This window comes from Rhizobium sp. 16-488-2b, assembly GCF_017741815.1.
Taxonomy (GTDB): Bacteria; Pseudomonadota; Alphaproteobacteria; order Rhizobiales; family Rhizobiaceae; genus Rhizobium.
This window is the reverse complement of record NZ_JAGHMF010000007.1, coordinates 482,209-494,537: the sequence shown is the minus strand read 5'-3', so window position 1 is coordinate 494,537 and position 12,329 is coordinate 482,209. Positions and strand designations below refer to the sequence as shown.

12 protein-coding genes and 1 tRNA gene are annotated in these 12,329 nt (G+C 61.0%); 9 read left to right on the top strand and 4 right to left on the bottom strand.

Going from position 1 to position 12,329, the window contains the following annotated elements:
- The first annotated feature begins 379 nt into the window (after nt 1–379).
- The 7 genes from J5286_RS08700 to J5286_RS08670 all read left to right on the top strand — a co-directional run bounded on the left by J5286_RS08700 (nt 380) and on the right by J5286_RS08670 (nt 7,343).
- Nucleotides 380–850, top strand: a complete 471-nt coding sequence (locus J5286_RS08700; RefSeq protein WP_209189951.1) for a hypothetical protein — start codon at nt 380–382, stop codon at nt 848–850.
- 113 nt (nt 851–963) lie between these two features.
- On the top strand, nt 964–1,167 hold the full coding sequence (locus J5286_RS08695) for a hypothetical protein (protein ID WP_209189950.1): 204 nt from the start codon (nt 964–966) through the stop codon (nt 1,165–1,167).
- Between the two features lie 470 nt (nt 1,168–1,637).
- Nucleotides 1,638–1,850: a cold-shock protein gene (locus J5286_RS08690; protein ID WP_018900054.1), complete on the top strand. Its 213-nt coding sequence runs from the start codon at nt 1,638–1,640 to the stop codon at nt 1,848–1,850.
- A gap of 219 nt (nt 1,851–2,069) precedes the next feature.
- Nucleotides 2,070–2,906 (top strand): type I methionyl aminopeptidase, encoded by an 837-nt coding sequence (gene map, locus J5286_RS08685; protein WP_018900055.1) that lies wholly within the window; start codon nt 2,070–2,072, stop codon nt 2,904–2,906.
- 7 nt (nt 2,907–2,913) lie between these two features.
- Nucleotides 2,914–3,723, top strand: coding sequence for a RadC family protein (gene radC, locus J5286_RS08680; protein ID WP_112983095.1), 810 nt, complete (start codon nt 2,914–2,916; stop codon nt 3,721–3,723).
- A gap of 244 nt (nt 3,724–3,967) precedes the next feature.
- Nucleotides 3,968–5,374: a Si-specific NAD(P)(+) transhydrogenase gene (sthA, locus tag J5286_RS08675; protein ID WP_112941440.1), complete on the top strand. Its 1,407-nt coding sequence runs from the start codon at nt 3,968–3,970 to the stop codon at nt 5,372–5,374.
- A 187-nt stretch (nt 5,375–5,561) separates the two neighbouring features.
- Entirely contained in the window at nt 5,562–7,343 is a 1,782-nt protein-coding gene (locus J5286_RS08670; RefSeq protein WP_209189949.1) for a B12-binding domain-containing radical SAM protein, read from the top strand.
- Nucleotides 7,344–7,425: 82 nt separating this feature from the next.
- Here J5286_RS08670 and tig read toward each other — a convergent pair whose 3' ends face one another.
- The 4 genes from tig to J5286_RS08650 form a co-directional block, all read right to left on the bottom strand.
- Nucleotides 7,426–8,904: a trigger factor gene (gene tig / locus J5286_RS08665; RefSeq protein ID WP_209189948.1), complete on the bottom strand. Its 1,479-nt coding sequence runs from the start codon at nt 8,902–8,904 to the stop codon at nt 7,426–7,428.
- A gap of 182 nt (nt 8,905–9,086) precedes the next feature.
- Nucleotides 9,087–9,171 (bottom strand) — tRNA-Leu (locus J5286_RS08660).
- A gap of 156 nt (nt 9,172–9,327) precedes the next feature.
- Nucleotides 9,328–9,921, bottom strand: coding sequence for a GDYXXLXY domain-containing protein (locus tag J5286_RS08655; protein ID WP_209189947.1), 594 nt, complete (start codon nt 9,919–9,921; stop codon nt 9,328–9,330).
- Nucleotides 9,918–11,021: a DUF2157 domain-containing protein gene (locus J5286_RS08650; RefSeq protein WP_209189946.1), complete on the bottom strand. Its 1,104-nt coding sequence runs from the start codon at nt 11,019–11,021 to the stop codon at nt 9,918–9,920. The genes J5286_RS08655 and J5286_RS08650 overlap by 4 nt, the downstream gene beginning before the upstream one ends.
- A gap of 677 nt (nt 11,022–11,698) precedes the next feature.
- Here J5286_RS08650 and J5286_RS08645 point away from each other — a divergent pair.
- A complete protein-coding gene (locus J5286_RS08645) occupies nt 11,699–11,842 on the top strand; it encodes a DUF1127 domain-containing protein (RefSeq protein ID WP_018900062.1) in 144 nt (47 codons plus the stop codon).
- Nucleotides 11,843–12,150: 308 nt separating this feature from the next.
- The gene (locus tag J5286_RS08640; protein ID WP_018900063.1) at nt 12,151–12,294 is read left to right on the top strand and encodes a DUF1127 domain-containing protein; all 144 of its coding nucleotides are present in this window, start codon (nt 12,151–12,153) and stop codon (nt 12,292–12,294) included.
- Nucleotides 12,295–12,329 lie beyond the last annotated feature (35 nt).

The following is a 12,329-nucleotide window of genomic DNA, read 5'->3' as shown; positions in this document are numbered from 1 at the left end:
CGTCATCGGATACACCGGCAGGCGTGCCGGCGAGGTGGGGTCGGCGCTGGGTGTTTGAGGAGGACGCAAGCTCTCTCATCCGGGGTTCGCAGAAAATGGTCTCCCTCCGGTGACGGCGGGTTCCGTCGCAAGATGGGCCCGAGTTGAGCCCGGACGTGCCTGTGAGGCACACATGGTTCCGCCGCGAAGTTGGGCGGAAAGGCAGAGAGACCGGAGTTGCGTTCATAAACCGCTGAACGGGGTGCCGGAAAGCACCATATTTTTTACTCTATCGAGGTGATTTCCAGCACCCCGTCCGAGTGAAGCCTGAACCAGCAAACCACGGGTGAAACCAGCCGCGTGACGGCGTCGCCGCGCGCCGGAGCCGAAGAGGACCGCAATGCCGCAGCACCCTCATGATAATCCCGGCAAGGACCTTAAGGACCGCCTCGGTCTCGAGTTGATCATTGCGCTGGCGGCGAGGACATCGGAGCTGCTGTCCATGCCGGTCGTAACCTGCCCGATCAACCGCTGCCGCCGCGCTCGCGCCTGCCAGCGCATCGCCGTCAAGGGATGCAAGCTCGCCTGCGTCCATACGCTGCCCTCGGAATACACACCCTGCTTCAGCGACTATCTCGGCTGGGCCGGGATGGCCTGCGCCGATGCTCGCGATGGAGAGCACGGCGCGATGTTCCGGCTCCTTGACCTCCTGCCGCCGGACCTGCGCGGCCATACGGTGTCGGTCGTCCGTGATTGCCTTGCCGGCGACGCCCGGGCGCTCGCCTGCCTTGATGAGACACTTGCCCTTATCGCCGAGAAAGCGCCACCGGTCTTCGAGCACCCGCAGGAGGAAGCGCAGGCCACACCCTGATGCGATCGCGATCGCTACCGCCCCCGGCGCCCCGCCCTGCCCGCCGACATCGCGTTAAACTTGCGTCAACGCCCGCGTGGCATATCTCTGCAGGCGACAGGTAGGAGACTTTTATGGCATTCGTCGGCTTCAAGAACACCCACAATCACACGATCTACGTCAATCCGGCCCAGGTGCTCTATGTCTCGACCTATGAGGAAGACTTGACGATCATCGCCTACGCGGCCGCCGATGCCGCCGGCAAGCCTGCCGTCTCCTATGTGCGTGGGAGTGCCGACATGGTGCAGCACAAACTCAGCGCCGGCGCCGCCCGCTGATCGCACTCGCGCCTACCGGGAATTCCGCTCGCGTTTAGCGGGCAGTCGCCCAACAGTTGGGCATTCGCACGAATTGGGGATGTGAACGTGCCGTTCCGGTACGCATTCCCGGAATGGGGCAGCGATACCGGCTCAGCGTTACCAATCGTCAAGTGTTTGAATCTTTGGCCATTCCCGCTTTGGAGCGGCTGGTGTCAGAATAATGTCGCTTGCATTTTGCTCCGTTTACTGGCACCAATTGTGTACTCGGGCATTTGCATGCCGGTGACTGGACTGATGTGGCTGAGCCCTTCTTTGAGGGGCGGCGTGGGGGGACCTTCACGCGCGTAGACGTTCTTTCCCCGTTCGTGAACTACTCGACTGACCCTTCGCGTTCTGAGTTAAGATGAGGGAGCGCGAAAGTGAAAGCCGTCCATTTCCTCTCGGGGGGATGGATACCAGACAGACTACAGGGAAAAGGACCTATCCCAATGGCCACCAAAGGCGTCGTAAAATTCTTCAACCAGGACAAGGGTTTTGGTTTCATCACTCCTGATGGCGGTGCGAAGGACGTATTCGTTCACATCTCCGCTCTCCAGGCTTCCGGCATCCAGTCGCTCCGCGAAGGCCAGCAGGTTACCTTCGACACCGAGCCGGATCGCATGGGCAAGGGCCCGAAGGCCGTCAACATCTCGGCCAACTAATACTGGTTTCTGCCTCGGCAGGACTGCGAACGGCGCTCCGCAAGGGCGCCGTTTTCGTTTTCCGGCTTGCTGGTGCCGGGCGGCTCGATCGGGTGCCGATGAGATGGCAGCGTGCGATGAAGGCGTGACAGCTTAAATGCGCTTCCCCCATTGATCGCAATGGACGAACCCGGCATAGCTGCATTATGAATGACGACAATTTCCGCTAAGGCCCCCGCAATGGTAAACTATATCGAAGCCTCCTCCGCGCCATCCAAGAATACGGGCGCCATCAGGCTCTACGGCGCCGATGCCTTCGCGGGCATGCGCAAGGCGTGCCAGGTCACCGCGCGGTGTCTCGATGCGCTTGATGATATCGTCAAGCCGGGTGTGACGACCGATGCGATCGATCGCTTCGTTTTCGATTTTGGGCTTGAGAATGGCGCTGTTCCAGCGACGCTCAATTACCGCGGCTATACGAAATCCACCTGCACCTCGATCAACCATGTCGTGTGCCACGGCATTCCGGATGCCAAGCCGCTGCGCGAAGGCGACATCGTCAATATCGACGTCACCTATGTGGTCGATGGCTGGCATGGCGATTCCAGCCGCATGTACACCGTCGGCACGGTCAAGCGCGCCGCCGAGCGGCTGCTCGAGGTGACCTATGAATCGCTGATGCGCGGGATTGCGGCCGTGCGCCCCGGTGCCCGCACCGGCGCCATCGGCGAGGCGATCCAGACCTATGCCGAGGCCGAACGCTGCTCCGTCGTGCGCGATTTCTGCGGCCATGGGGTCGGCGCGCTGTTTCACGACAGCCCGAATATCCTGCATTACGGCCGCGCCAGCGAAGGGCCGGAGCTGCGCGAAGGCATGATCTTCACGATCGAGCCGATGATCAATCTCGGCCGCCCGCATGTGAAGGTGCTGGCCGATGGCTGGACCGCCGTCACCCGCGACCGGTCGCTGTCTGCGCAATACGAGCACACGGTCGGCGTCACGGCCGATGGCTGCGAGATCTTCACGCTGTCGCCCGGCGGGCTCGACCGCCCGGGCCTGCCACCCCTCACAAAATGAGCCGCTGATGGCAAAAGGACCGGTTCCCCATTCCGAAGACCTGGAGCTGCCTTTCGCGGCGGATGAGGACGATGGCATGGACGAGCGGTCCTTCTTCGCCGAGCAGGCCGGCAAGCCCGCCGCACTCCGGCCCTCGCCTGCCAAGGAAGAGCATTACCACGGCCACCGCGAGCGGCTGCGCCAACGCTTCCGCGATCACGGCGATACCGCGCTTGCCGATTACGAAATGCTGGAGCTGATGCTGTTCCGGCTGATCCCGCGCCGCGATACCAAGCCGATCGCCAAGGCGCTGCTCGACCGCTTCGGCTCGCTCGCCGCCGTCTTCGGCGCGCCGATCGCGCTGCTGCAGGAAGTGAAGGGCGTCGGCGAGGCGGTGGCGCTCGATCTGAAGCTGATCTCGACCATCGCGCATCGGACGCTGAAGAGCGAGCTGCGCGGCAAGCAGGTGCTGTCGTCGTGGTCGTCTGTCATTGAATACTGCCACGCCGCCATGGCGCATGAGACCCGCGAGCAGTTCCGCATCCTGTTCCTCGACAAGCGCAACGCACTGATCGCCGACGAAGTCCAGGGACATGGCACGGTCGATCATACGCCAGTCTATCCGCGCGAGGTTGTGCGCCGGGCACTGGAGCTTTCAGCCACCGCGATCATTCTGGTGCACAACCACCCGTCAGGCGACCCTACCCCGTCGCGTGCCGATATCGACATGACGAAGATGATCATTGACACGGCCAAGCCGCTCGGGATCACGGTGCACGACCACATCATCATCGGCAAGGACGGGCATGCCAGCCTGAAGGGGTTGCGGTTGATCTGAAATCGCCGCCGCGATTTTCCCCGCGCAGGTCGGATCCGCTATTCTGGAGTTACCCGTTCCTTCTGATGATCGGTGACCGCCCATATGGCAAGTTATCCTGCAGCACCGACACCGCCGCCCTTATTTCGTCTCGCTCATTCCTAATATTGGGCCGTAAATCAATCTGCAACATTGACCGGATACCTGTGAACGCGCCATTTTGCGTCGCAATATGATTCCAGCTTTTCAACCGGGGCCCGCTTCCATGTTTCAATACGATCTCGTTGTTGTGGGGAGCGGCCCGGCCGGTCGCCGTGGTGCTATTCAGGCCGCCAAGCTCGGCAAGAAGGTGCTCGTCATCGAGCAGGGCAAGCGCGTCGGCGGCGTCTCCGTCCATACCGGCACCATCCCCTCGAAGACGCTGCGCGAGACGGCGCTCAATCTCTCCGGCTGGCGCGAGCGCGGCTTCTACGGCAAGGCCTACCGGGTGAAGCAGGAGATCAGCGCCGAGGACCTGCGCCGCCGCCTGCTGATCACGCTCGACCATGAAGTCGAGGTACTCGAGCACCAGTTCGCGCGTAACCGCGTGCAGCACCTGCGCGGCAAGGCGAGCTTCATCGATGCCTCGACGCTCGAGATCGTCAAGGATGACGGCGAAGTCATGCGCGTCTCTGCCGCCAGCATCCTGCTTGCCGTCGGCACCAAGCCGTTCCGCCCGGATTATATCCCCTTCGACAACAGAACGGTTCTCGATAGCGATGAGCTTCTCGACATCGAGGAACTGCCGCGCTCCATGGTCGTGATCGGCGCCGGCGTCATCGGCATCGAATATGCGACGATCTTCAGCGCGCTCGATACCGCTGTTACGCTGATCGACCCGAAGTCGACGATGCTCGACTTCATCGACAAGGAAATCGTCGAGGACTTCACCTACCAGCTGCGCGACCGCAACATGAAGATCATGCTCGGCACCAAGGCGGAGAAGGTCACCAAGCTCGATGACGGCAAGGTCGAGCTCATCCTCGACAATGGTCGCCGACTGGTGACCGACATGGTTCTCTTCGCGGCCGGCCGCATGGGCGCCACCGATGCGCTGAACCTGAAGGCTGCGGGCCTGGAGGCCGACAGCCGTGGCCGCCTAAAGGTCAATCCCGAGACGTTCGAAACATCGGTGCCCGGCATTTACGCCGCCGGCGACGTCGTCGGCTTCCCGAGCCTCGCTTCCACCTCGATGGAACAGGGCCGTATCGCGGCGCGCGTTGCCGTCGGCGCCGTCGCCAAAGAGCCGCCGAAATACTTCCCTTACGGGATCTATGCCGTACCGGAAATTTCGACCTGCGGCCTGACGGAAGAAGAGATGAAGGAACGCGGCATTCCCTATGAATGCGGCATTGCCCGTTTCCGCGAGACCTCGCGCGGCCATATCATGGGTCTCGATACCGGTCTCCTGAAGCTGATCTTCTCGCTCAAGACACGCCGCCTGCTCGGCGTCCACATCGTCGGCGAAGGCGCGACGGAGCTGGTGCATATTGGTCAGGCCGTATTGAACCTCAAGGGAACGGTCGAGTATTTCGTCGAGAACACGTTCAACTACCCGACTCTCGCCGAAGCCTACAAGATCGCCGGCCTCGATGCCTGGAACCGGATGGGCGATATCAAGTCGGAGCTCTGAGATTTTCGCTTGACGCCGCGCTGATCCGCCGTGGCCTTAAGCACAATCAAGCACATCAGCTCGTTTGTTGACGGGCTCCACGAGGGCGTTTCGACGCCTGACAACCTCGTAATAGGCGCAGCTTGTATAATCGGCTGCGTCTGATAGCGTTTACGTCACTGGGGGGCTCTCTAATCAGCGAGTGACCGTGCGCGAACTATCCGAGAAGACTGACCGGAATTTCCAGCTCATCCTCATCAAGCCGTCGCACTATGACGACGACGGCTACGTCATCCGCTGGTGGCGGGCGATGATCCCCTCCAACTCGCTGGCGGCTCTCTACGGAATTGCCGCCGATTGCGCCGAGCGGCAAGTGCTCGGACCCGGTGTCGACATCGACATCACTGTCATCGACGAGACCAATACGCGGGTGAACACATCCGCATTGTTGCGGCAGCTGAAAGCCAACGGCAATTTCGGCATGGTCGCGCTGGTCGGCGTGCAATCGAACCAGTATCCGCGCGCGCTCGACATCGCCCGGCCTTTCCGCGATGCCGGCATTCCTGTTGCGATGGGCGGCTTTCACGTTTCCGGCTGTCTCTCGATGCTCGACGGCCACGCCGTGGGGCTCGACGAATGCCGCGAGATGGGCATTTCGATGTTCGCCGGCGAAGTCGAGGGGCGACTGGACAAGGTGCTGCAGGACGCGGCATCCGGTGCGCTGGCGCCGCTCTACAATTTCATGAACGACCTGCCGAGCATCGAGGGTGCCGCCGTTCCGTTCCTGCCGAAGATCAATGTCGCGCAGACGCTGGGCTTGAGCACCAGCTTCGATGCCGGTCGCGGCTGTCCCTACCAATGCTCCTTCTGCACCATCATCAACGTGCAGGGCCGCAAGTCGCGCTTCCGCACGGCCGATGACGTCGAAAAGCTGGTGCGGATGAACTGGGCGCAGGGCATCCACAAGTTCTTCATCACCGACGACAACTTCGCCCGCAACAAGGATTGGGAAGCGATCTTCGACCGGTTGATCCAGCTGCGTGAAAAGGATGGCATTCCGCTCGGCCTGATGATCCAGGTCGATACGCTGTGCCACAAGATCCCCAACTTCATCGAGAAATCGAAGCGCGCCGGCGTCACCCGCGTGTTCATCGGGCTTGAGAACGTCAACCCCGACAATCTGACGGCGGCGAAGAAGAACCAGAACAAGATCACCGAATATCGCAAGATGCTGCTTGCCTGGAAGGCGCAGGGCATCATGACATTAGCCGGCTACATTCTCGGCTTCCCGGCCGACACGCCGGAGTCGATCCGTCGCGATATCGCGATCATCCAGCACGAGCTGCCGCTCGACGTGATCGAGTTCTTCGTGCTGACCCCACTGCCCGGCTCGGAAGATCACCAGACGCTGTTCCGCAAGGGCGTGGCGATGGATCCCGACCTAAACATCTACGATGTCGAACATGTCTGCACCGATCATCCGAAGATGAGCAAGCGGGAGTGGGAGAGCATCTATCAGGAGGCGTGGTCGCTCTATTATTCGCCTGATCATATGAAGACGCTGTTGCGCCGGGCGATGGCGACGGGCGTCCCGCTGGCGCGGCTGGTCAAGGTGCTGGTGTCCTTCGCCACCACCGTGCCGCTCGAAAACGTGCATCCGCTGCAGAGCGGCCTGTTGCGCTTGAAGCATCCCTCGGAGCGCCGGCCCGACTTGCCGCGCGAGAGCGCCATGGTCTTCTGGCCGCGCTTCGTGGGCGAGACGATCACCAAGCATCTGAAGCTCGGCGGCACGATCGCGCGGCTGGCGGTCACCGCCTTCATGATTTCACGCGACAGGAACGCCAAGACCTATATGGACCAAGCATTGACACCTGTTGGTGACCACGAGGACGAGACGCTGGAGCTCTTCACCAAGACGGCGGGCGGACAGGCGGCGGTCTCGCATATCAAGAAGGTCAACGAGCTCACGCATGCGCATCGGGCGGGCTGAGCCGGCGTTGCCTGACCTCAAATTTTGAGCACAAAAAACCCCGCTTGAAGCGGGGTTTTTCGTTGGATCGATTGGCCGGAGATTACTCGGCGCCTTCCTCGGAAGCCTTCTTCTTCGGAGCGGCCTTCTTCTTCGGAGCAGCTTCTTCGCCTTCAGCGGCTTCAGCCTTGGCAGCAGCCTTCTTCTTCGGAGCGGCCTTCTTGGCTTCCTTCTCGGAGCCTTCGCCTTCTTCGTCGGCGAGCAGCTCTTCCTTGGTGACCTTCTTGTCGGTGACGTCGAGTTCGGTCAGCAGATGATCGATGACCTTCTCTTCGAAGATCGGCGCGCGGATCGAAGCGGCCGCACCCGGCTGGCTGCGGAAGAATTCGAGGATCTGCTTTTCCTGGCCCGGATACTGACGCAGCTGTTCGTAGATGGCGCGCTGCATTTCGTCTTCGCTCACTTCGACGCCGGCCTTTTCGCCGATTTCGGAGAGAACGAGGCCGAGGCGGACTCGGCGCTCAGCGAGCTTCTTGTACTCTTCGCGAGCCTGCTCTTCCGTCGTGTCTTCATCTTCGAAGGTCTTGCCGGACTGTGCGAGGTCGTTGGCGACCTGGTTCCAGATGCCGTTGTACTCGGCGTCGACGAGCGAGGTCGGGGTCTCGAACTTGTACATTTCGTCGAGCTGGTCGAGGATCTGACGCTTGACCTTCTGGCGGGTCATCGAGCCGTACTGCGATTCGATCTGGCCGCGAACGATTTCCTTCAGACGGTCAGCCGATTCCAGGCCGAGCTTCTTGGCCAGTTCGTCGTTGATTTCAACGTCGGCAGGAGCAGCAACGTCCTTGACGGTAACGTCGAAGGTGGCTTCAGCGCCAGCGAGGTTCTTGGCCGGGTAGTCAGCCGGGAACGTGACGTTGATGGTCTTTTCGTCGCCAGCCTTGGTGCCGACGAGCTGTTCTTCGAAGCCCGGGATGAAACGGCCCGAACCGAGAACCAGTTCGGCGCCCTGGTCGGTGCCGCCTTCGAAGGCAACGCCGTCGACCTTGCCGACGTAGTCCATGGTGATGCGGTCGCCGTCAGCGGCCTTGCCCTTCTTGGTCTCGTAGGAACGGGCGCTTTCAGCGACCTTGAGAACCTGCTCGTTGACTTCCTCGTCGGAGATATCAACGACTTCGCGGGTGATCTTGACGCCCTTGACGGACTTCAGTTCGATCGGGGGCAGAACTTCGTAGGAGAGCGTGAACTCGAAATCCTTCTGAGCCGACAGGATCAGTTCTGCTTCGTCCTTGTCTTCCGTCATCGCGATTTCAGGCTGCGTGGCGGACTTTTCGCCGCGCTCGGCGAGAATGGAGGTCGGCTGTTCGCGGACGATCTCGTTGACGAGGTCGGCCATGATGGACTTGCCGTAAACCTTCTTGAGGTGAGCGGCCGGAACCTTGCCCGGACGGAAGCCGTTGATCCGGACCTTGTCCTTCACGTCGGCAAGACGCTCGTTCATCTTGGTTTCCATGTCCTTGGCCGGGATAACGACCTTGATTTCGCGCTTCAGCCCTTCAGCGAGCGTTTCGATAACCTGCATGTCTTCCTACCTTCAATTCGTGGCGGCCGTGCCCAGACGCCGTTCGTTTCGATGAGCACGACGCCGGAAAGTGCCGGGCGTGGCTTGTTCTCAATTCTTCTTCGTTCTGCGTGAGCGGAACGGCGCTTGGCTCCGGGCAATCGAGGGGCACCGTTTTCGGTCCCTCGCCTGCAAGCCAGCTTTGGTGCGGGTAGAGAGACTTGAACTCCCACGCCTTGCGGCACCAGAACCTAAATCTGGCGTGTCTACCAATTTCACCATACCCGCGTTCTCAAAAACCGCATGCATATGCCTGCACATGAGGCCTTCCGGAGCGCGGCGTCTCTATATCACCCGATTTGGAGGAGGCAAAGGAAAAATGAAGGTCAAATGACAGCGATTTTTCCCGCCGCCGCGCGGACTTGCGCCCGCAACCGGTCAAACTCAGTAAAGCGGCTCCTCATAGGCCGGCTTGCCGTCCACCAGCAGGCTTTTGATCTGCGCCATGCCATTGGCGCCAACGCTTGCAGCAATCGACACCTGACCGTCGCGGCGCGCCTCTTCCAGCGCATGTCCGGCGCCTTCCGGAACGTAATAGCGCTCGATACCGTATTCGACACGGATGGTTTCGGCCTGCGATGTCTCGCCGTAGCTATAGAAGGGCTGGGTGTGGAGCACGGCCGTACCGTCGGCTGGCGGGAGCTTGTCGAAGGATGATTCGGCGATCTGCCAGAAACCGCCGTCGCCCGGCTTGATGCGCACCCAAAGGCTGCGCTCGGCCGCCTCCTTCGGCATGGCGCCCGATATCGAGGAGACCGGCACGGAGGAGATGTCGTAGTTCAGCACCACGTAATCGCCGCGCAGGAAGTCGCGCGGATCGACGGGCGCGGTCTTCAACAGAACCTGCGTTCCATTGCGAAGCACGGATGCGCGGCTCTGGACGATATAGCCGAGCACGGCCGTCTGCAGCAGCGCCACGGTGACGGCGGCGGTGACGCAGCGGCGTTTCGAATAGCCCTTGAAGGAGAATATGCTCATCGGACCGCCTCCCTGGCCTTGCCGGCAAATCGTCGTTCGAGACGGATGACGATCCACGCCACGGCGGCGACGAAGAGGCCGGAGCAGAGGAAGAGCCCCGAGGTGCCGAGGATGGAACCAACGGTCACCGAGCCGAGATAGAGGATTTCGACGGCGAAGACCGTGTAGGCCAGATAGCGGACGGCGCCGTTGTCACGCCCCTGCAAGGCGATCGCCAGCACGGAGGCGGCGAGCGTGACGATGCCGAGCGGGAGAACCCATTTGCTGGCATCGAGCTCGACATGCAGCAGGAACAGGCCGATGACGGCAAGCAGGAAGGAATAGAAGGCGGGTGCGGCACCGGCGCCCTTGATCAGCGATGACAGGCGCGCAACCGGCAGGCTGACCAGCACGAAGACCGCCATGCCGCCAATGACATAGATCAGCGCCAGCCACAGGTCGGAATTCAGCGTGTACAGCCAGGCGAGCCAGCCAAGCAGCAGCAGATAGGCCAGATGGCGCACGCGGCCGGCGCCGGTGTAGCGCACCAAGGCCACGACGATCGCCGCCATGACGGGTGCTGCCCATGAATCGAGCGTCATCAGGCGCATGTCGGAGCCGCTGAGATAAAGGCCGAAGCTGCCCCAGGCGAGGAAGCCCGCCACGCCCGACACCACGCCTGAGCGAAAGAGCACGGCCGAGACCACCGCCATGGCGAACCAGAGATACATGACCGTCTGCTCGTCGCCCGACAGATGATACATCTGCCCGACCAGCGAGATGGCGCCGCCGAAGGTGAGCGTCCCTATGACGAGCAGCGCGTTGGCGGCGGCGATCTGGCCGCGGACAAGGGCGGCACCGGCGCCGAGATGGACCGACCAGATCAGCGCAAGAATGAAGAACATCCTGACCAGACGCGGTATCGCCTCCCAGTTGGAAGCGACGACAAGAAGAATGGCGGCGCCGAGCAGGATGGCGGCGAGGATCATCAGCACATTGCCGAGGCTGAAGCTTGCCGGACGCCCGTCATATTCCTTGAGCAGCGCATCGGCGGTCTGCTCGGTGAGCAACCCCTTGCCGACCCACTGCGACAAATCCCTCTCCAGACGTCCGCGATACATGCCCTACCCCGCAAATCGCGCGCAAACAGCCCTCCGGCGCGCCTCATTTTCAACCTTATAGACGCGGTTTAGCGATTGAGGAAACGGCTCCTGGTTATTTCCTTCACAGACCCTTTCGGCACAGACATTCGGAGCTACCGTTAATCGCCCGGCAAGACTTTGCGCATAGGCTTCTTCATGCCATGCATATTGCGCATGGAGACGGCCAAGATACTGCATCGCACTCTTACTCAAAACCATTGAGCATGCGCGCAGCCGGGATGTACCCGGACCGGATTACCGGACGCCTTCGGATATGATTTCCGCCGACATGATCGGGATTTGGATCTATCCTCCCTTCCAAACAACCCGATCGACCTGCAACATCCTCCTCCCCGTTGCCGGTCATACGTATGGACGCCCGCCGGATTGCGCATCCGGTGGGCGTCTTCGTTTTATCCTCCGCAGGGCAGCTCACACGCCCCGCCGCCGCTGGATTGCTCATTTTGCCTATTGATTGACCAGAACGTGGCCAAATCGTGCGATTTACAGCTTGAGAAATGCAGCGGCTGCATATGTGCGTTGAATTCTTGTCTCTGTTAGCTCTTCGCAGTGCAATATATATTCAGCTCATCAAATAGAGGTCAGCGCCGATAGGCGGCAGCTGGCAGACGCAAGCCCTCGGAAAGGGGATCGACATGAACATTTCTCGCTCTTTCAACAACTGGCGCAAGTATCGTCAGACCGTGACCGAACTTGGCCGCATGACCAACCGCGAATTGCACGACCTCGGCATCGACCGCGCCGACATCCAGCGCGTTGCTCGCGACGCCGTTCGCTAATATCTTCACTGATCTCAGGGCGGTTCGCTTCCTCCCAAGCCGATCGCCTCACCAAGACGCCCGCTGCCACCAGGCAACGGGCGTTTTCTTTTGTCTTAACCTCTCATTAACGCCTGGGTTGCGCCACAGCCCAGCATCCCGCCTGCTCAAAAAGTGACACTTGCGCTTTATCTGTGCATCGTATTGCACAATTGCATGGCAGGAGCCTAATAAATGCACTGCACAATATGACCGGGATCACCTATATCAGCGTCAACCACTGAGATGGCAATCGCGCCGCTCACTGAACTGATCTTGAGGAACTACCCATGAACCCGATCCGCATTGCAAAGAGCTGGATTAGCTACCGCCGTACCCTGAGCGAACTCGGCAGCCTCTCCAACCAGGCCCTGGCCGACATCGGCGTAAGCCGCTACCAGATCCACAACATCGCTTCGCGCGCTTTCCGCTAATAGCGGAACGCCTGAAGTACCCAAAACGGCGCCCA